15 protein-coding genes and 1 pseudogene are annotated in these 18,325 nt (G+C 67.3%); 8 read left to right on the forward strand and 8 right to left on the reverse strand.

Going from position 1 to position 18,325, the window contains the following annotated elements; translation table 11 throughout:
* Nucleotides 1-264: 264 nt before the first annotated feature.
* Complete coding sequence (locus L880_RS0111720; RefSeq protein ID WP_027475837.1) at nucleotides 265-1,263, reverse strand: Bug family tripartite tricarboxylate transporter substrate binding protein; 999 nt, start codon at nucleotides 1,261-1,263, stop codon at nucleotides 265-267.
* Between the two features lie 348 nt (nucleotides 1,264-1,611).
* Here L880_RS0111720 and L880_RS0111725 point away from each other — a divergent pair, with 348 nt between their 5' ends.
* A complete protein-coding gene (locus tag L880_RS0111725; protein ID WP_027475838.1) occupies nucleotides 1,612-1,878 on the forward strand; it encodes a type II toxin-antitoxin system Phd/YefM family antitoxin in 267 nt (88 codons plus the stop codon).
* A gap of 8 nt (nucleotides 1,879-1,886) precedes the next feature.
* Nucleotides 1,887-2,201 carry a type II toxin-antitoxin system RelE/ParE family toxin gene (locus L880_RS0111730; protein ID WP_211245310.1) on the forward strand — a complete coding sequence of 105 codons (315 nt, stop codon included), beginning with the start codon at nucleotides 1,887-1,889 and terminating at the stop codon, nucleotides 2,199-2,201.
* Nucleotides 2,202-2,229: 28 nt separating this feature from the next.
* Here the strand turns inward: L880_RS0111730 and L880_RS0111735 are convergent, their stop codons facing one another.
* Complete coding sequence (locus L880_RS0111735) at nucleotides 2,230-3,219, reverse strand: LysR family transcriptional regulator (protein WP_027475840.1); 990 nt, start codon at nucleotides 3,217-3,219, stop codon at nucleotides 2,230-2,232.
* A gap of 111 nt (nucleotides 3,220-3,330) precedes the next feature.
* Here L880_RS0111735 and aptA point away from each other — a divergent pair, with 111 nt between their 5' ends.
* Together aptA and L880_RS0111745 are read left to right on the forward strand one after the other, a co-directional pair.
* Complete coding sequence (gene aptA / locus L880_RS0111740; RefSeq protein WP_027475841.1) at nucleotides 3,331-4,704, forward strand: omega-aminotransferase AptA; 1,374 nt, start codon at nucleotides 3,331-3,333, stop codon at nucleotides 4,702-4,704.
* A 135-nt stretch (nucleotides 4,705-4,839) separates the two neighbouring features.
* A complete protein-coding gene (locus L880_RS0111745; protein ID WP_245615103.1) occupies nucleotides 4,840-6,330 on the forward strand; it encodes an amidase in 1,491 nt (496 codons plus the stop codon).
* 16 nt (nucleotides 6,331-6,346) lie between these two features.
* Here L880_RS0111745 and L880_RS0111750 read toward each other — a convergent pair whose 3' ends face one another.
* Nucleotides 6,347-7,147, reverse strand: coding sequence for an IclR family transcriptional regulator (locus tag L880_RS0111750; RefSeq protein WP_027475843.1), 801 nt, complete (start codon nucleotides 7,145-7,147; stop codon nucleotides 6,347-6,349).
* 159 nt (nucleotides 7,148-7,306) lie between these two features.
* Between L880_RS0111750 and L880_RS0111755 the strand changes: the two genes are divergently transcribed.
* The 4 genes from L880_RS0111755 (at nucleotide 7,307) to L880_RS0111770 (ending at nucleotide 11,407) form a co-directional block, all read left to right on the forward strand.
* A complete protein-coding gene (locus L880_RS0111755; RefSeq protein WP_027475844.1) occupies nucleotides 7,307-8,263 on the forward strand; it encodes an MBL fold metallo-hydrolase in 957 nt (318 codons plus the stop codon).
* 42 nt (nucleotides 8,264-8,305) lie between these two features.
* Complete coding sequence (locus tag L880_RS0111760) at nucleotides 8,306-9,982, forward strand: FAD-dependent oxidoreductase (RefSeq protein WP_027475845.1); 1,677 nt, start codon at nucleotides 8,306-8,308, stop codon at nucleotides 9,980-9,982.
* Between the two features lie 18 nt (nucleotides 9,983-10,000).
* Entirely contained in the window at nucleotides 10,001-10,258 is a 258-nt protein-coding gene (locus L880_RS0111765; protein ID WP_027475846.1) for a DUF2783 domain-containing protein, read from the forward strand.
* 174 nt (nucleotides 10,259-10,432) lie between these two features.
* On the forward strand, nucleotides 10,433-11,407 hold the full coding sequence (locus L880_RS0111770; protein WP_027475847.1) for a Bug family tripartite tricarboxylate transporter substrate binding protein: 975 nt from the start codon (nucleotides 10,433-10,435) through the stop codon (nucleotides 11,405-11,407).
* On the opposite strand, the gene L880_RS0111775 is transcribed toward L880_RS0111770, so the two are convergent.
* From L880_RS0111775 to L880_RS34380, 5 genes and pseudogenes are all read right to left on the reverse strand, one after another.
* A complete protein-coding gene (locus L880_RS0111775; protein WP_027475848.1) occupies nucleotides 11,379-11,894 on the reverse strand; it encodes a GNAT family N-acetyltransferase in 516 nt (171 codons plus the stop codon). The genes L880_RS0111770 and L880_RS0111775 overlap by 29 nt on opposite strands.
* Nucleotides 11,891-12,172: a type II toxin-antitoxin system TacA family antitoxin gene (locus L880_RS0111780; protein ID WP_027475849.1), complete on the reverse strand. Its 282-nt coding sequence runs from the start codon at nucleotides 12,170-12,172 to the stop codon at nucleotides 11,891-11,893. The genes L880_RS0111775 and L880_RS0111780 overlap by 4 nt, the downstream gene beginning before the upstream one ends.
* 182 nt (nucleotides 12,173-12,354) lie before the next feature.
* On the reverse strand, nucleotides 12,355-14,973 hold the full coding sequence (locus L880_RS34375) for a bifunctional diguanylate cyclase/phosphodiesterase (RefSeq protein ID WP_051443260.1): 2,619 nt from the start codon (nucleotides 14,971-14,973) through the stop codon (nucleotides 12,355-12,357).
* 197 nt (nucleotides 14,974-15,170) lie between these two features.
* Nucleotides 15,171-15,743, reverse strand: a pseudogene (locus tag L880_RS32280) (NUDIX domain-containing protein); the annotation flags it as partial.
* Nucleotides 15,744-15,769: 26 nt separating this feature from the next.
* Nucleotides 15,770-18,253 (reverse strand): beta strand repeat-containing protein, encoded by a 2,484-nt coding sequence (locus tag L880_RS34380; protein ID WP_027475851.1) that lies wholly within the window; start codon nucleotides 18,251-18,253, stop codon nucleotides 15,770-15,772.
* Nucleotides 18,254-18,325 lie beyond the last annotated feature (72 nt).

Below are 18,325 nucleotides of genomic sequence, written 5' to 3' on the forward strand. Positions count from 1 at the left end.
GGGCCCCAACCCCAAACCAGCAGGCCCCGGGCAAGCGTTTCAACAGGCCGCTGCAGCCCAAGCCCCACTCAGCGTTGGGGATCGGCGCAAAGCGACGCCTTGCTTCAAGCCGAGGCGATTCACTCCGCGCCTGACACCGACTTGTCCAGTACTGTGGCGGGGCTTGGGGATGGGCGAGGAAAGGTGGGTGGGGCTGGCGAGAGGACCGCCAGGGCGGGGGGCCTTCGAGACCCGGTGCGCCCAGCCCTTGGCGCACCGCGTCGTTCAGTCCAGCTGCACGTTGGCGGTCTGAACCACTTTGGACCACTTGGCGGCTTCGGCCTGGATGAAGCTGCTGAACTGCTGGGGCGTGCCGGGGGCGGCTTCGGCGCCTTGCTCCAGCATCTGCTGGCGCACTTCGGCCTGGTTCAGGATCTGGTTGATCTCGGCGTTGAGGCGGGCCACCAGTTCGGGCGGGGTGGCCGCGGGCGCCCACAGGCCGAACCACGAGGTGGCGTCGTAGCCGGGCAGGCCGCTTTCGGCGATGGTGGGCAGCTGCGGCAGGCTGGGAAAGCGGGCCGACCCGGTGACGGCAATGGCCCGCAAGGCGCCTGACTTGATGTGCGGCATGGCCGAGGGCAGGTTGTCGAAGCTGCAGGAGGTCTGGCCGGCCAGCAGGTCGGCAATGGCCGGCGCGCTGCCCTTGTAGGGCACGTGCACCATGTCGACCTGGGCCATCTGCTCGAACAGGGCCCCGGCCAGGTGGATGGAGGTGCCATTGCCGGCCGAGGCATAGGTCACCTTGCCTGGGTGGGCCTTGGCGTAGGCGATCAGCTCTTTCACGGTCTTGTAGGGCTGGCTGGGGTGCACCACCAGCACGTTGGGCACCTTGGCGACGAGGCCCAGGGGCGCGAAGTCGCGTGCCGGGTCGTAGGCCAGCTTTTTGTACAGGAACTGGTTGATCGAGTGGGTGCCGATGGTGCCCATCAGCAAGGTGTAGCCGTCAGCGGGGGCCTTGGCCACCACGGCGGCACCGATGCCGCCGCCGGCGCCGGCCTTGTTGTCCACGATCACGGTGCCCCCCAGGCGGGTGCCCAGGTGGCGGGCCATCAGCCGGCCCAGGATGTCGGTGGTGCCGCCCGCGGCAAAAGGCACGACCACGGTCACCGGCTTGCCGCCTGGGTACTTGCTCTGGGCCAGCGCTGGCAGGGGGCTGCCCACGCCGGCAGCGGTGGCCAGGGCCAGCAACTGCCGGCGGTTCAGGGACTGGGGGCTTGTCGTCATGCTTGTCTCTCGAAGGGGGAAGGTGCCCCGCTGAGGCTGGCAGACGTCTGCGAGCCTTGGGGCCGGCAGATTGTTGGTCAATAAACTGTGTTTGACAATCGGAGGAAAAGTTGACGGTCTGTCTCAAAAAATTTGACAGTCTTCGAGTTTGATGGGGATCAAGCCGTGCTTAGGCCTCTGTCAGGTGCTCTTCTCTCTGCGCAAGCGGCCATCCCATAGCCAGGCCGAGCTGTGCGCCTGGGTGGTGGGCGCGTGTGACGCCCAGCCCTGGGTCGTTCAGGCGGGCATCGGATTGACGGGCCAGAATTTGGATCGTATTCTGGCCGGTCAGGATTCCCAGGAGCTGTCATGTCCCTTGCCACCCAGATCAGGCCCATCACCTACTTGAAGTCGAATGCGGCCGACATTGTCAAAGGGTTTTCCGTCAACCCCGAGCCCATCATCATCACCCAGAACGGGGAAGCCAGGATGGTGGTGATGGACATCGCCGAATATGAAAAGCAGCAGGAGACCATCGCCCTGCTCAAGCTGCTGGCCTTGGGCAGGACCGAGTTCAAGGCGGGGAATTTCAGCGAGGCGGAGGACTTCCTCGACGAGATGGGCGACGCGGCATGACGCGTCGCATGATCGTTCTGGACAGCGCCAAAGAAGACTTCAAAGACATCCAGCGATACGTCAAGCAGAACTTCGGCGAAGCTGTCTGGCATACCGTTCATGCTGAGTATCGGGATGCTTTCAGGCGTATTCAGCAAGCACCGCAAATCGGAACCCCCATTGAGTTGCTGGCGGATCTGGGCATGTCCCATGTCCGGACCATCCTGGTTCGACAAACCCGGCTGGTCTACGAGTTCGATGACAGTCTGGTCATCGTTCACCTGTTCATCGGGACAAGGCAGGATTTCAGAGCCCATCTGCTCAAGCGACTGCTGAGGTGTTGACGGCTTACCGCTGTACGCGGGCCCTTGATCAAGTCGGGGCCACTGCGGCTTTGGCATGCGCCTGCACCAGGCAGTCATGAAACAGCTGCGCGGCCCGCCCAGGCTGGGGCGAGCGGCGCAGCAGGCTGACGAACTGGCATTCATAGTGCAGGGCGTCGGGCTGCACGGCCTGCATCAGGCCCTGGCGTTCAAAAGGCTCGGCATAGTGGTCGGGCAGAAAGCCCAGAAAGCGGCCCGACAGTATCAGCGTGGCAATGGCCTCCTGGTCAAAGCCGGTGGCGCGGCGCGACAGGCGGGCCTGGTGGCTCAGCTCCATGTTGGGCGAGTGGTAGCCCAGGCCGGCAAAGTGCCAGCGGCGCAGGCTGTCCCAGTCCAGGCCGCTGTGCTCGGCCCCGAACAGGGGGTGGCGGGCGCCGCAGTACAGCAGCATCTTCTCGTTGAACAGGTCGGCATACATCAGGCTGGGCGAGCTGCGGTGCGCCGGGATCACGCCCACCTGCAGGCTGCCGTCCATGATGCCGCGCTCGATGGTGTTGATCGAGGCCACGCGCAGCACCAGGTTCACGTCGGGGGCCTGTTCGGTGAACAGCGCGATGGCCTCGTGGATGCGCGAGGCCGGGTTGCTGGCGGTCTTGTCGAACAGGGCCAGCTCCAGCTGCCCGCCCATGCGGTGGTGGATGTCGTCCACGCTGCTGCGAAAGCCGTCCACGGCGGCCAGCAGGCGCAGGGTTTCGTCGTACACCCGCTGGCCTTCCTGCGTCAGGGCAAAGCCGGCCCGGCCGCGCCGGCACAGCACCAGGCCCAGGCGGGTTTCCAGGTCTTTCACGTGGCGGCTGACGGTGGAGGTGCCGATGTTCAGCTCGAGTTCGGCGGCCGACATGCCGCCGCATTCGACCACCGTCTTGAACACCTGCAGCAGGCGCAAGTCCATGTCGCTGAGCTGGCCCAGGATGGCGCGGTTCTTGGTGGGGCGCTCGGCCGCGGGGGAGGGTGGAGGCGGGGTGTTTTTTACTTGCATGGATTGCGAAGTAAGTATTGATATTGATCCATTTTCAAGAATAACGGCGGCATGAAGAATGGGCAACTTGTTTCACCCACACTGCCACGTTCGCCGCGTGGCCCGACCGCCATGACCCAGCTCGCCGCCGAACCCTCTGCCACCCCGGCACCGGACACCTCTTTTGCCGGTCGCACCGATGCCGCCTGGCTCGAAGCCCACTGGATGCCCTACACGGCCAACCGCAGCTTCAAGAAAGACCCGCGCATCATCGTCGAGGCCAAGGGCGCCTACTTCACCGACGCCGATGGCCGCAAGATCTTCGACGGCCTGTCGGGCCTGTGGTGCAGCGGCCTGGGCCATGGCCGCCCCGAGATCACCGAAGCCGTGAGCCGCCAGATCGCCAAGCTCGACTACGCACCGGCCTTCCAGTTTGGTCACCCGGGCTCGTTCGCCCTGGCCAACCGCCTCAAGGAGCTGACCCCGGCCGGCCTCGACTATGTGTTCTTCACCGGTTCGGGCTCCGAGTCGGCCGACACCTCGCTCAAGCTGGCCCGTGCCTACTGGCGTGCCAAGGGGCAGGGCAGCAAGACCCGCCTGATCGGCCGCGAAAAGGGCTACCACGGCGTGAACTACGGTGGCATCTCGGTGGGCGGCATCGGCGCCAACCGAAAGATCTTCGGCCAGGGCGTTGAAGCCGACCACCTGCCGCACACCCAGCCGGCCGCCGGCTCCTTCTACAAGGGCATGCCGCCCACCGGTGCCGAGCTGGCCGACCGCCTGCTCGACATGATCGCCCTGCACGATGCCTCGAACATCGCGGCCGTCATCGTCGAGCCCTTCTCGGGTTCGGCCGGCGTGGTGATCCCGCCCGTGGGTTACCTGAAGCGTCTGCGTGACATCTGCACGGCCCACAACATCCTGTTGATCTTTGATGAAGTGATCACCGGTTTTGGCCGCACCGGCGCCTTCACCGGGGCCGAGGCCTTTGGCGTCACCCCCGACATCCTGAACTGCGCCAAGCAGATCACCAACGGTGCCCAGCCCCTGGGTGCCGTGCTGGCCACCAAGGAGATCTACGACACCTTCATGGCCGTGGGCGGCCCCGACTACATGCTGGAGTTCCCGCACGGCTACACCTACTCGGCCCACCCGGTGGCCTGCGCGGCCGGCCTGGCCGCCCTCGATGTGCTGCAAAAGGAAGACATGCTGGGCCGCGTGCGCACCCTGGCCCCGTACTTCGAAACTGCGGTGCACAGCCTCAAAGGCAGCAAGCACGTGGCCGACATCCGCAACTACGGCCTGGCTGCCGGCATCACGCTGCAGGCCCTGCCCGGCGAGCCGGCCCGCCGCCCTTACGAGGTGGCCATGGCCTGCTGGAAGAAGGGCTTCTACGTGCGCTACGGTGGCGACACCATCCAGCTGGCGCCCCCCTTCATCACCGAAAAGGCCGAGATCGACCGCCTGATCAACGCCCTGGGTGACGCCCTGGCCGAAACCGCCTGATCCAGGGCGCGAGTTCGCGCCAGCGCATCGCCTCCAGCCCGGGCCTGCCCTGTCGAAAGACTGGCAGGCCCGGGCTTTTTTGATGGCGTTCCCCTGCATTGCGCCGTAGGGCTTGCCTGCTTAAGCTCCCAGCCCATGCCCTCCGAAATCACCCCCCACCCCCCCACCCACCCCCAGCCGGTGTTGCCGGCCCCTCTGGCCCTGGATGCCGTGGCGCTGTCGCAGGCCATTCACCGGCGTGAACTGTCGTGTGTAGAGCTGATGCAGGCCACGCTGGGCCACATCGAGCGCCTCAACCCCCAGGTCAATGCCATCGTGGCCGCGCTGGAGCCCGAGGGCCTGCTGACCCAGGCGCGCGAGCGTGACGAGCAACTGGGCCGGGGGCAGCGCCTGGGCGTGCTGCATGGCTTTCCACAGGCCCCCAAGGACATCGCCCCGGCGGCGGGCCTGATCACCACCCGGGGCTCGCCCCTGTTCAAGGGCCAGCGCACCCGCACCGATGCCCAGGTGTTCGCCCGCATGCGCGAGGCGGGCGCCATCTTCATCGGGCGCACCAATTCGCCCGAGTTCGGCCTGGGCGGCCACACCTACAACAGCGTGTACGGCGCCACCGGCGGGGCGTTTGACCCGACCCGTTCGGCCGGTGGCAGCAGCGGCGGGGCCGCTGTGGCGGTGGCCTTGCACCTGCTGCCGGTGGCCGATGGCTCCGACATGATGGGCTCGCTGCGCACCCCGGCGGCTTTCAACCATGTGTTTGGTTTCCGGCCGTCGTTTGGCTGCGTGCCGCAGGGGCCGGCCGACGAGGTGTTCTTCCAGCAGTTCGGCGTCAGCGGCCCGATGGCGCGCAATGTGCCTGACCTGGGGCTGTTGCTGTCGGTGCAGGCCGGTTTCGATGCCCGCCAGCCGCTGACGCGCCAGCAAGATGCTTCGGTCTATGCCGGGCCCCTGGGGCGTGACTTCAAGGGCACGCGCATCGGCTGGCTGGGCGACCTGGGCGGGCACCTGGCCACCGAGCCCGGGGTGCTGCCGCTGTGCGAGCAGGCGCTGCGCCATTTCGAGAGCGTGGGCTGCACGGTCGAGCCGGCCTTGCCGCAGGCCGACTTCGAGCGCGTCTGGCAGGCCTGGCTGGATTTGCGCAGTTTCACCGTGTCGGGCAACTACGCCCCGCTGTACGACGATCCGCAGCGGCGCGCCCAGCTCAAACCCGAGGCGGTGTGGGAGATCGAGCGTGGCCTGGCCTTGACCGGGCCGCAGCTGTTCCGCGCCAGTGCGGTGCGCAGTGCCTGGTACCAGGCGCTGCGGGCGTTGTTCGAGCGTTTTGATTACCTGGTGCTGCCCTCGGCCCAGGTGTTCCCGTTTGAGCTGGCCCAGCACTGGCCGGCGCAGGTGGGTGGGCGTGCCATGGACACCTACCACCGCTGGATGGAGGTGGTGATCGCGGCCACGATGGGCGGCCTGCCCGCCCTCAGCGTGCCGGCCGGGCTCGGCGGGCCGCAAGGCCGCTCACCGGTGGGCCTGCAGATCATCGGGGCGGCCCAGGCCGACTGGGCGGTGTTGCAGATGGGCCATGCCTACGACCAGGCCGGGGGCTTTTCGAAGGTGCGCAGCCCCTTGCTGGGCGGCTGAAAAAGGGCCTCGGCCCTCAGCCCGTGGCCCCCAGGCGCCGGCTCAGATCCTGGGCGCAGGCCTTGAGGGCCAGGGCCACCGGCCCGTCGAGATCGGTGTCCAGCGTGGCGCTGGGGCCGATGCAGGCCAGCACCAGCACCAGCTGACCAAAGCCATTGAACACCGGGCTGGCCAACGCGCTGATGCCCGTGATCAGGTGGTTGTTCACCACGCCCAACCGGGTTTGCCGCACGCGCTCCAGCTCGGCGGCAAAGGCGGGGTCGTCCAGTGCGCCGGCGTCGCCGTCGCTGGCCAGGGCCATGGCCACGTCTTCGCGGGGCCGGTAGGCCGCAAACACCTGGCCCGAGGCCGTGTGCCGCACCGAGGCGGTGGTGCCGTGGCGCATGGCCACATACACCGCGGTCGGCCCCTCTTCAACCCGGATGATGGTGGGCCCACGCGCGCCCCACACCGAGGCCGACACCGTGTGCCCCAGGCGCTGCGCCAGGGCCGGCAACTCGGCATTGGCCAGTTGCACCGGGTCCACCTGCTGCAGGCTGATCAGGCCCAACTGCAAGGCCAGCGGCCCCAGGCCGTAGTGGCCACTGACGCCGTCCTGCTCGATCAGGCCCAGCTTGCCAAAGCTCACCAGGTAGGGGTGGGCCTTGGCCGGGCTCATGTCGGCTTCGCGGGCCAGGTCTTTCAAGGCCATGCGGCGCCCCGTGTGGGCCAGCACCTTGAGCAACTGCCCGCCCACTTCCACGCTCTGGATGCCGCGCGGCCCGCGGGCGCCGGATTCGGCCTCGGGGCTTTGTTCTTCTTCGTTCGTGCTTCTCATGACCCGATTGTGCTTGCTGATCCGCAGGTTGGTGGGTTTAGGGTTTTCACTTAAACGAATGACTTAGACATGAATGAATTTTTTGCTTAGGATCAACGAATTCCGTTTAGGCAAACAAATTTGCCTATGTTGAATCATCAACCCACCCACGAGACCGCCATGACGACCAAGACTTTTGCCTCTGCCGCCGACCTTGAAGTGAAGAAGGTCAGCTTCGACAAGCTGTCCGAACACGCCTACGCCTACACCGCCGAGGGAGATCCCAACACCGGCATCATCATTGGCGACGACGCCGTGATGGTGATCGACACCCAGGCCACGCCGGTGATGGCGCAGGACGTGATCCGCCGCATCCGCGAAGTGACCGACAAGCCCATCAAGTACGTGCTGCTGAGCCACTACCACGCGGTGCGCGTGCTGGGGGCCAGCGCCTACGGCGCCGAGCACATCATTGCCAGCGAAGACACCCGTGACCTGATCGTCGAGCGCGGTCAGTTCGACAAGGACAGCGAGATCGGCCGCTTCCCGCGCCTGTTCCAGAACGTCGAGAGCGTGCCCGAAGGCCTGACCTGGCCCACCCTGACCTTCAACAAGAAGATGACCCTGTGGCTGGGCAGTGTCGAGGTGCAGATCCTGCAACTGGGCCGCGGCCACACCAAGGGCGACACCGTGGCCTGGCTGCCACAGGAAAAGATCCTGTTCTCGGGCGATCTGGTCGAGTTCGACGCCACCCCCTATGCCGGCGACGCCTATTTCAAGGACTGGCCGCAGACCCTGGACAACATCGCCGCCCTCCAGCCCGAGAAGCTGGTGCCCGGCCGTGGCGCCGCCCTGCAGACCCCGGAAGAAGTGCAGGCCGGTCTGGCCGGTACCCGTGCCTTCATCAGCGACCTGTACGAGAGCGTCAAGGCCGGCGCCGCCGCAGGCCAGGACCTGCGCAAGGTCTACGAGGCCACCTTTGCCAAGCTGCAGCCCAAGTACGGCCAGTGGGTGATCTTCAACCACTGCATGCCCTTTGACGTGACCCGTGCCTACGACGAAGCCACCCAGTACCCCGATCCGCGCATCTGGACCGCTGAGCGCGATGTGCAGATGTGGAAGGCGCTGGAAGGCTGAGCCCGCAACCCGTGTGATCCCAGGTGTGAGGAGACAACCCGCATGAAACCCCAAGACATTCCCTTCGAAGCCCTGCGTGGCACCGGCCCTGAAGTGCAGGCCATCGAGTTCCCGTACCGGCGCAGCGCCGACCAGGACGCCGCCACGCCGGCCCGCCACCCGGTGGTGGTGGTGGGCGCCGGCCCGGCCGGCCTGAGCCTGGCCATCGACCTGGCCCAGCGCGGCCAGCCGGTGGTGGTGCTCGACAACGACTACCGCCTGTCCATCGGCTCGCGCGCCATCTGCTTCTCCAAGCGGGCCCTCGAGATCTGGGACCGCCTGGGCGTGGCCCCGCGCATGGTCGACAAGGGCGTGTCCTGGAATGTGGGCAAGGTCTTCTTCCACGACCAGCAGGTCTACCAGTTCAACCTGCTGCCCGAAGACGGGCACCTGCAGCCCGCCTTCATCAACCTGCAGCAGTACTACGCCGAGGCCTACCTGGTCGAGCGCGCCCTGCAACTGCCGCTGATCGACATCCGCTGGCACAACAAGGTGACGGCCGTGGCGCCGCGCGCCGAGGGCGCCCTGGTCAGCATCGACACCCCCGAGGGCGCCTACCAGCTCGATGCCGACTGGCTGGTCGCCTGCGACGGCTCGCGCTCGCCGGTGCGTGCCATGCTGGGCCTGGAGAGCAAGGGCCGCATCTTCCAGGACCGCTTTCTGATCGCCGACGTCAAGATGCAGGCCGACTTCCCGACCGAACGCTGGTTCTGGTTCGACCCGCCCTTCCACCCGCACCAGAGCGTGCTGCTGCACCGCCAGCCCGACAACGTCTGGCGCATCGACTTCCAGCTCGGCTGGGACGCCGACCCCGAAGAAGAAAAGAAGCCCGAGAACATCCTGCCGCGCGTGCGTGCCCTGCTGGGGCATGACGCGCAGTTCGAACTCGAATGGGCCAGCGTCTACACCTTTGCCTGCCTGCGCATGGACCGTTTCGTGCACGGCCGGGTGATCTTTGCCGGCGACAGCGCCCACGGCGTTTCACCGTTTGGCGCCCGCGGTGCCAACAGCGGCGTGCAAGACACCGAGAACCTGGCCTGGAAGCTCGACTGGCTGCTCAAGGGCCGGGCCAGTGAGGCCTTGCTCGCCACCTACGGCCCCGAGCGTGAGTACGCGGCCGACGAGAACATCCTCAACTCCACCCGGGCCACCGACTTCATCACGCCCAAGAGCGAGATCAGCCGCCTGTTCCGCGACGCCACGCTGGACCTGGCCCGCGAGCACGAGTTCGCCCGCCGCCTGGTCAACAGCGGGCGCCTGTCGGTGCCGGCCACCCTGCATGGCTCGGTGCTCAACACCCCCGATGCGGATGCTTTTGCCGCGCCGCGCCAGGTGCCCGGCGCCGTGCTGCTCGATGCGCCGGTGCGCCGCCCCGATGGGCAGGACGGCTGGCTGCTGCGCGAGCTGGGCGCGGACTTCACCCTGCTGTGCTTCGGCCCGGTGCCCGCCTGGGCCGCCGGCCTGTCGCATGTGAAGGCCATCGGCATCGGCCACGACCTGCTCGATCCGCAAGGCCTGGTGGCCCAGCGCCTGGATGCTCAGCCCGGCACGGCCTACCTGATCCGCCCCGACCAGCACGTGTGCGCCCGCTGGCGCGCCCCCACCGAAGCCGCCGTGCGCGCTGCCCTGGCCACGGCCACGGCCACGGCTGCCGCGAGCGCCACTGCCACTGCCGCCTGAGACCCTGGAGACACCGACATGCTCAACACCCAAGCCAACCTCAGCGCCTGCGACGACTTCTACGACGCGCTCATCCAGTCGCACCAGGGCCTCAGCACCGAGCAAAGCCACGCCATGAACGCCCGCCTGGTGCTGCTGCTGGCCAACCACATCGGCGAGCCCGAGACCCTGCGCCACGCGCTGCAACTGGCCCGTGGCAGCGCACCGGCCCAGGCGCCGGTGGCGCCCGAGCGCGCCGCCATCACCCCCGTGGCCCCGGTGCACGCCGAGGCCTGAGGCCCGGCCCAGGCTGGACCCAGCCCGCTTCTGGACCCAGCCCGCTTCTGGACCCAGCCCGCTTTCAGCAACGCCTCTGTTCCCCGGCCCGCCTTCTGTGGCGGGCCAGGGGGCAGGGCGCCCTCACGCACAACAACAAGCTTTTCCTACCCCACCCACATCGGAGACAACACCATGCAACGCAACACTTTTCTGACCGCCCTGGCCACTTCCTGGCTGGGCCTGGCCCTGGGCGGCACGGCCCTGGCCGCTGCCAACGACAAGCCCCTGGAATGGGTGGTGGGCTACGCCGCCGGCGGGGGCTCGGATGTGGTGGCCCGCGCCATCGCAGAATCCATGGGCAGCAGCCTGGGCCGCACCATCGTCATCAACAACAAGCCCGGCGCTGGCACCAACATCGCCGCCGAATATGCGGCCCGCTCCAAGGACTACGGCAACCTGGTGTTCTCGGCCGACTTCGCCACCCTGGCGGCCAACCCCTTCCTGTTCAGCAAGCTCAGCTACAACGCCGAAAAAGACTTCCAGCCGGTGGGCCTGCTGGTGCGCTTTCCGATGTTCCTGGTGGTGTCCAACCAGGTGCCGGTCAGCAACTACAAAGAGTTTGTCGCCTGGGCCAAGACCCAGACCGATGGCGTCAACTGGGCCTCGGCCGGCCCCGGCAGCCCGCACCACCTGGTGGGCGAGTTGTTCCGCGAGCAAAGCGGTCTCAAGCTCACCCATGTGCCCTACCGTGGCGCGGCCCCGGCCATCACCGATGTCGTGGGCGGTCAGGTGCCGGCCATGTGGGTGGACAGTGCCACCGCTTACCCGTTTTTGAATGGCGGCAAGCTCAAGGCCATCGGCGTGGCCAGCCCGCAGCGCGTGGCCACCATGCCCGAGGTGCCCACCTTCAACGAGCAGGGTCTGAAAGGCTTCGAGGGCTACGCCTGGCAAGGCCTGGTGGTGCCCACCGGCACCCCGCCCGAGGTGGTGGCCGCTTTCAGCAAGGCCTTGCAGACGGCCCTCAGCTCGACCACCGTCAAGGCCCGCCTGCAGGCCCTGGGCGTCGAGCCCCTGCCCGGCACGCCGGCCCAGATGGCCAGCTACGCCAAGGCCGAGCGCGAAAAATGGGGCCGCGTGATCAAGCAGGTGGGTGTGAAGCTGGATTGAGGACGGTTGCCAGCGGCAGGAACAGGGTCTGCGCCGAGTTTGGCAGGCTGATGAAGCCGTGATGTCGGTAAAAAGCGGTGGCGGCTTCGTTCTTGGCGTCCACCACCAGGGCGAAAGCGGCGACCTCCGATCGGGCGGCACGGGCGAGTGCGTCGGCCAGCAGTGCACCACCCAGGCCTTGGCCCTGGAAGGCCTGATCGACCGCCAGGCGCCCCATGCGAACGGCAGGCACGGTTGGGTAGCGTGGCAGCTTTTTGCCGGTGCTGGACGGAAGATCGCTCAGCAGCAGGCCGGTGGATGCCAGGGTGTAGTAGCCCGCGATGTGCGGTCCGTCTGCCAAGGCGACAAAACATGCGGTGATGCGGCGGCGCATGTCCTGGGTGACCTGCTCGCGCAGGTAGCGGTCCAGCGGTGCTGATCCGCTGTGAAAACCGGCGCGGTCATGTGTGGCATCCAGCGGCGCCAGTTGGAACGGTGCTGGGCTCATTCAGTGCGTAAGAGCTGGCTGCGGCGGGTGAAGGCGCGCTCCAACGCGGGGGCCTGTGGAGGGGGCGACAGCAAGGCCTGGGCAAAGCACTCTTGATCCGCCAGTGTCAGACGGATCACCTCCGCTTGCTCGATGGCGCGCTGCGCCGCGTCTTGCACGGCGGACACCACAAAGTCGGTCATGGTGCGGCCTTGAAGCTCGGCGGCATGTTTGAGCATCGCATGCAGATCGGTGCTGATGCGGGCTTCGAGACGAGCGCTGGTGTTGACTGCGGGCATGATGGCCTCCTTTGGATGTGATATTACGGCAAAGTGCCGTACAACTCAAGGCGAAATCTGGGGGATGCAGGCGCTCACCTCATCGACCTCGCCGATGCAGTGCCTATTTTCTGAACGCCTGCGCTCCTGAACTGCCTGCGGCTCTTGTTTCCGATCACTGCAGCGGATGGAGGCTGAAGCGGTCAGCGTCCTTGCGTCTGCTCCGCCAACCACTGCCACGCTGGCGCGGGGCGGGCGAACAGGTAGCCCTGCAGGGCGTCGCAGTCGCTCTGGCGCAGGAAGTCGGCCTGCTCGGCCGTCTCCACCCCCTCGGCCACCACGCGCAGGCCCAGGTGCTTGGCCATGGACAGGATCATGCGCACGATGGCGGTGTCGTTGGGGTCTTCGGGGGTGTCTTTCACAAAGCTGCGGTCGATCTTCAGCTCGTACAGAGGCAGCCGCTTGAGGTAGGCCAGGCTGGAGTAGCCGGTGCCGAAGTCGTCGATCGAGAAGCGGATGCCGAGCTGCACCAGGGCCTGCATGCGGGCCACGGTTTCCTCGAAGTCGTCGATCAGCAGGCCTTCGGTCACCTCGAAGATCAGGCTGTGCGCCGGGGCGCCGGTGCGTTGCAGCACCTCCTGCACCCGGCCCACGAAGTCGGTCTGGCGGAACTGGCGCGGGCTCACGTTGATGGACATCGGGATGTGATGGCCGCGCGCCTGCAGCAGCACCAGCAGCTCGCAGGCCTGCTGCAGCACCCAGTCGCCCAGCGCGATGATCTGGCCCGATTTTTCGGCGGCGGCAATGAATCGGTCCGGTGGCACCAGGCCGCGCTCGGGGTGTTGCCAGCGCAGCAGCAGTTCGGCACCGTCGATCTGGCCCCGGGCGTCAAACTGCGGTTGCAGGTAGACCACCATCTGCTGCTGGGCCAGGGCTTTCTCCAGGTCGTTCTCCAGGGCCAGGCGCTGCTCGATGTCGGCCTGCATGCTGGTCTCGAAGAACGCGATGCGGTTGCGCCCGGCGCCCTTGGCGCGGTACATGGCGGTGTCGGCCTCGCGCAGCAGGTCGGCCGGGGTCTGCTGGCCGAAGGGGAACAGCGACACGCCGATGCTGGCGCCCAGGCTGTAGCGTTGCTGTTCCAGCTCGAAGGGCTGGGCCAGGCGCTGGCGGATGCGTTCGGCCAGCGCCATGGCTTCGCTGGCACCGGCGGTCAGGGTGTTGCTGAGGATGGGGGCCAGCACCACGAACTCGTCCCCGCCCAGGCGCGCCACCAGGTGGCCTTCGCGCAGCAGGCTCACCAGCACGGCGGCGGCATGGCACAGCACGGCATCGCCCACGGCGTGGCCGCGGGCATCGTTCACGTCCTTGAAGTGGTCCAGGTCGATGAACAGCAGGGCCCCCACCTGGAAGCCGCTCTGCGCCTGGCCCAGGGTCTGGCCCAGGCGGTCCATGAACTGGCGCCGGTTGGGCAGGCCTGTCAAGGGGTCGAAGTAGGCCAGCACATGGATGGCCTGCTCGGCCGACTTGCGCTCCGAGATGTCGCGCATGATGTTCGAGACCCCGGTGATGCGACCGGCCTCGTCGCTCAGCGGCGACAGCGTGAGTTCGACATCCAGGCGTGTGCCGTCGCGGTGCAGGCGTTGCGTCTCGATGCGCTCGGCACGCTCGCCCTGGCGCACCCGCTCCAGGATCTGGCTTTCCTCGTGCTGGCGCTCCTGCGGCACGATGATCTGGCTCGACTGCCCCAGCGCTTCGGCCTCGGTGTAGCCCAGCAGCCGGCTGGCGCCGGGGTTCCAGGACACGATGCGCTCTTCCAGGTCATGGCTGATGATGGCGTCGTCCGAGCTTTCCACGATGGCGGCCAGCCGGGCCCTGGCCTGCTGCACCATCTCCTGCTGGCGCAGCAGCTCGTGCCGGCGGCGCTGCGCGCTGCGCTGCACCAGCAGCAAGCCGGCCAGCAGCAGGCTGATCAGGAAGTAGGGCACCTGCATGTTGCTCCACCACATGGCCCGCATCTCCTGCATGGGCAGGGTCACGAACAGCGTGGCCGGGTAGTGGCTCATGCGGCGGTAGACGTTGAGGTTCTCCTGCCCGCCGATTTCATTGCGGCCCTGCAGCGTGCCCTGGGCCGGGAAATGGCGCGCCTGCAGTTCACGGATCAGGGCGCCTCGGCGCTGCTGGCCGTAGATCTGTTGCATGCTTGCGCTGGCCGGGTTGGGGTAGCGGCTGCGCAGGTAGCCGTCATCGCCCAGGATGCCGATGGAGGCCCGCTTCACGATGGGGGCGTTCTGCCAGAAGGTCTGCAGCAATTCGGCCGGCAGGTAGGCGCTCACCATGGCCTGCAGCCGGCCCTGCCGGTCACGCAGGGCAATGCGCAGCGGGATCATCCAGCGCTGTGTCAGCGTGCCCAGGGTGGGGCGACCGAACACGAAGTTCTGGCCCCGGATCATGGCCTCGCGTGCCTCCATGAAGGTGTCGCGCGCCGCCAGCGAAGGCATGACCGTGCCTGCATCGGCCTGGGTCGACAGCAGCATCTGCCCGTCCTGGCGGATCAGGGTCACGTCCAGCAATTCGGGGTGACGCCGGCTGTAACGGCGTACCCGTTCCAGATCGTATTGGCCATCGGCGTTGGGGGATTGCTGCAATTCCTCAGCCAGCCCGCTCAGACTGACATGCAGCAGTTGAAAGTAGTGATCGGCGGATTTCTCACCCAGTTCGGTCACCGTGCTCAGTTCGGCCACCAGGTTCTTGCTGATCTGTTGCCAGGTGGCCCAGGTGTAGAGACCGGTGAAACCCAGCACCAGCAGAATCATCAGGGCCATGCTGCGCCAGGGCGCTGGACTGAAAGCAGGGCTGAAGATCCGTTCAAGCATCAGGCGCAAGACGATGGTGGGCAGGCAGGGTGGTCCGAGGGAACGCTCAAAGCGTCCGGTTGGTTGGAGACGATACGTAAGTCACAGTTTTTAACAAGAGGTGAACCCAGGCTTTCCACATCGGTTCTGCGTTGGATCAGCCCTTCGAGGCCTCTCAAGGCCGCATGCAGCAGCAGCATGATGGTCTTGCCGTCCTGGATGCGACCGTCGTAGACCATGGCCAGGGCCTGCTGCAAAGGCATTTCCAGCACTTCGATGTCTTCGCCTTCCTCGGCCAGGCCGCCCTGGGCGGCGGCGCTGCCGGGGGTGTATTCGGCGCAGAACAGATGCAGTCGCTGGCTCACCGAGCCGGGGCTCATGTAGGCCTGGAACACCGGTTGCAGGTGCGCCACCCGCAGCCCCATCTCTTCTTCGAGTTCGCGGCGTGCACACGACTCGGGGCTGTCCGCCGGGTCGATCAGGCCGGCGCAGGTTTCGATCAGCTGACCGTCGCCACCGTCCTTCAGCCAGACCGGCAGGCGGAACTGGCGCGTCAGCAGCACCGTGCCCTGGGCCCGGTTGTACAGCAGCACCGCGGCCCCGTCGCCCAGGTGGTAGACCTCGCGGGCGGTGTGCAGGGTACGGCCATCGCGGGTCTGCAGCTCAAAGCGGGTCTTGCTCAGGCGCGTCCAGTCGTGCGCCAGCTCTTGCGTGTCGAGCAGGCGCACGCCGGGGGGCATGCCGTCGGGGCGGCTGTCGGGCGGACTCATTGGCAACTGAACTTGACCGCGCTGCCGTTGGTGGTCTGGCTGCCGTTGCCGCTGCCCGAGGGGCTGAGTGCGCAATTGCCCGTGGCCGGCTGGGCCGTGATGCCGTAGCTGTAGCGGGCCCCCACCGGCAGGTAGTAGGTGAGGGTGCCGTTCGTGGCCGTGAATGTCTGGGTCACGGTGTCGCTCTGGTCGGGCGAACTGCCTGTGGGGTAGCTGAAGGTCATGCTCAGGCCCAACGAGGCGTCGTTGACCAGGCCACTGACGGTCAGCGTGTGGGCGTACTGGGTGAAGCAGCTCAGCACCAGCGACACGCCGCCCGGTGGCAGGGTGCCATCCGCTGCGTTGCAGGCATAGGCGCGCAGGGCCGGGAACTCCGAGTAGACCCGGTAGCGCGTGCCCACCGGGATCAGCGTGGCAAAGCTGAAGCCAGGCTTGGCCACGGTCAGGGCGGCGGTGTCTCCGGTGCTGCTGACCACCAGGGTCAGCGGGCCCAGCAGGCCGCTCGCCGTGCCGCTCAGGGCAAACGAGCCCGGGCCGCAATTGAGTTGCACATTGCTCACATTGAGCCCGGCCATGCTGCCCTTGCCATTGCCCACGCTGCAGTACTGGTCGGTGGGCTGGGTGGGCACGGTCACGTCGTAGGGGGTGCCGTAGGCCAGCGCTTGCGGGAAGACGAAGGTGGTGCTGGTGCCCGTGCTGGGCAGGGGGATGGCCAGGCTCTGGCCGTTGCTGGCCACCACCAGGCCCGTTCCCGTGAGGCCGGTGACGCTGCCGCCCAGGGTGGTGGCGCTGCTGCTGCAGCTGATCTGCACATTGCTCACGGCGCTGCCGGTGATGCTGCCGCTGCCGTTGCTCACGCTGCAGGTCTGGCCGGAGGGCTGGGTCTGCACCTGCACGTTGTAGGCGGTGCCTGCCGCCACCGGCGTGGCAAAGGTGAACTGGGTGGCGTTGGCCGCCACGGTGAGGCTCTGGCCCAGGGCACTCAAGACCAAGCCGCTGCCTGTGAGGCCGCTGATGCTGCCGCCCAGGCTGTAGCTGGCGGTGCTGCAGCTGACCGCCACCGAATTGATGGCGCTGGTCCCCATGGTGCCGCTGCCATTGCTCACCGAGCAGGTGGCGCCCACGGGCTGGGCCCGCACCGCCACGTTGTAATTGACGCCCACGGCCACGCCGGCCGGAAAGCTCCAGCTGACCGCGTTGGCCGGCACGTTGACGCTTTGCGCCGTGATGCCCAGCACCAGTCCGTTGGTGCTCAGACCACTCACCGAGCCTCCCAGCGGGTAGGTGTTGAGCACGCACTGCACCTGCACCGAGGTGATGGGCGCGATGCTGGTGACGGTGCCGCCCCCGTTGTTGACGGCGCAGGTGGCGCCCGTGGGCTGGGTCTGCACGGTCACCCAGTAGCTGGCGCCCAGGGTCAGGTTGCTGGGGAAGGTGAAGCTGCTGGCATTGGCCGGCACGCTCACGGTCTGGCTGCCGTTGGCCAGCACCAGGCCGCTGGCGCTGCCCAGGCCGCTCACGCTGCCGCCCAGGCTGGCCACGCTGGTGCTGCACACCACGGCCACATTGGTCAGGGCGGCCGAGCCCATGGTGCCGCTGCCGTTGTTCACGCTGCAAGTCAGGCCGCTGGGTTGGCTGGCCACGCTCACGCTGTAGCTGGCCCCGGGGGCGATCAGGCGGCTGAAGGCAAAGCTGGTGGCGCCGGCGCTCACGAACAGGGTGTCGTTGCCATTCTTCAGGCTCAGCCCGGCGGCCGAGCCCAGACCGCTGATGCTGCCGCCCAGGCTGTAGCGTGTGCCGATCACCGTGGGGGTGGTGGCGGTGTTGCTGATGGCCAGGCCGTTGAGCAGCAGGTCGTAGCCGGTGTTGGTGTTGGTCAGCAAGGTGGTGACCGGGTCGAAGGTGCTGGTGCTCAGGCCGGCCGCCGTGATCTGGCTGCTGAGGTTGCTGTTCAGGTTGGCCTTGGCCTGGGCCAGGGCGGTGCTGTTGGCGCCCAGCAGGGCCGGGGTGAGGCGCGACGAGCCCGACTGGCCGGCAGCGCTCACCACGTCCGAGGCCAGCTTGTCGGTCAGACCGGTCAGGTTCAGCACGATGAAGCTGCGTGCCACCGGAGCCGCGGTGCCTGGGGCGTACCAGCGTGAACCGTCCGGCTTGGTCACCACCCCGACCATGGGGGGCACAAAGCCGTCGATGCGGGCATGGTAGATGCCGTTGCTGTTGGTGGTGGCGCTCACGCTGTGGCCGGCGCTGTCGGTGATGGTGACCGGCGCATTGGCCAGCACGGCACCATCGGCGGCCGCACCGTTGATGCCGGCGGCGCTGACCACGCCGCCGTCAAAGCTGCTGGCTTGGGTGATGCCGTAGCTGTCCACCATGGGGGTGGTGCTGCTCCCCCCGCCGCCACCTCCCCCGCAAGCCACCAGGGCCAAGGAACTCCACAAGAGGCCCAGGAGGCTGATGGCGCGTGTTGTCTTGTTCATGCTTCTGTCTTGATCGGTTGATGGGACGACGGTCTGGGCATGGGCCCCCACTGTTTGTAACACGTGGAAACG

It is taken from the genome of Curvibacter gracilis ATCC BAA-807 (genome assembly GCF_000518645.1).
Taxonomy (GTDB): domain Bacteria; phylum Pseudomonadota; class Gammaproteobacteria; order Burkholderiales; family Burkholderiaceae_C; genus Curvibacter; species Curvibacter gracilis.

Bases quoted from the DNA above. Each gene is read 5' to 3' on its own strand.
- L880_RS0111770 (WP_027475847.1), top strand. From the start codon at position 10,433: ATGCAACGCAACACTTTTCTGACCGCCCTGGCCACTTCCTGGCTGGGC.
- L880_RS0111725 (WP_027475838.1), top strand. From the start codon at position 1,612: ATGTCCCTTGCCACCCAGATCAGGCCCATCACCTACTTGAAGTCGAAT.
- L880_RS0111755 (WP_027475844.1), top strand. From the start codon at position 7,307: ATGACGACCAAGACTTTTGCCTCTGCCGCCGACCTTGAAGTGAAGAAG.
- L880_RS34375 (WP_051443260.1), bottom strand. From the start codon at position 14,973: ATGGCCCTGATGATTCTGCTGGTGCTGGGTTTCACCGGTCTCTACACC.
- L880_RS34380 (WP_027475851.1), bottom strand. From the start codon at position 18,253: ATGAACAAGACAACACGCGCCATCAGCCTCCTGGGCCTCTTGTGGAGT.
- L880_RS0111730 (WP_211245310.1), top strand. From the start codon at position 1,887: ATGATCGTTCTGGACAGCGCCAAAGAAGACTTCAAAGACATCCAGCGA.
- L880_RS0111720 (WP_027475837.1), bottom strand. From the start codon at position 1,263: ATGACGACAAGCCCCCAGTCCCTGAACCGCCGGCAGTTGCTGGCCCTG.
- L880_RS0111765 (WP_027475846.1), top strand. From the start codon at position 10,001: ATGCTCAACACCCAAGCCAACCTCAGCGCCTGCGACGACTTCTACGAC.
- L880_RS0111750 (WP_027475843.1), bottom strand. From the start codon at position 7,147: ATGAGAAGCACGAACGAAGAAGAACAAAGCCCCGAGGCCGAATCCGGC.
- L880_RS0111780 (WP_027475849.1), bottom strand. From the start codon at position 12,172: ATGCCCGCAGTCAACACCAGCGCTCGTCTCGAAGCCCGCATCAGCACC.
- L880_RS0111745 (WP_245615103.1), top strand. From the start codon at position 4,840: ATGCCCTCCGAAATCACCCCCCACCCCCCCACCCACCCCCAGCCGGTG.
- aptA (WP_027475841.1), top strand. From the start codon at position 3,331: ATGACCCAGCTCGCCGCCGAACCCTCTGCCACCCCGGCACCGGACACC.
- L880_RS0111760 (WP_027475845.1), top strand. From the start codon at position 8,306: ATGAAACCCCAAGACATTCCCTTCGAAGCCCTGCGTGGCACCGGCCCT.
- L880_RS0111775 (WP_027475848.1), bottom strand. From the start codon at position 11,894: ATGAGCCCAGCACCGTTCCAACTGGCGCCGCTGGATGCCACACATGAC.
- L880_RS0111735 (WP_027475840.1), bottom strand. From the start codon at position 3,219: ATGCAAGTAAAAAACACCCCGCCTCCACCCTCCCCCGCGGCCGAGCGC.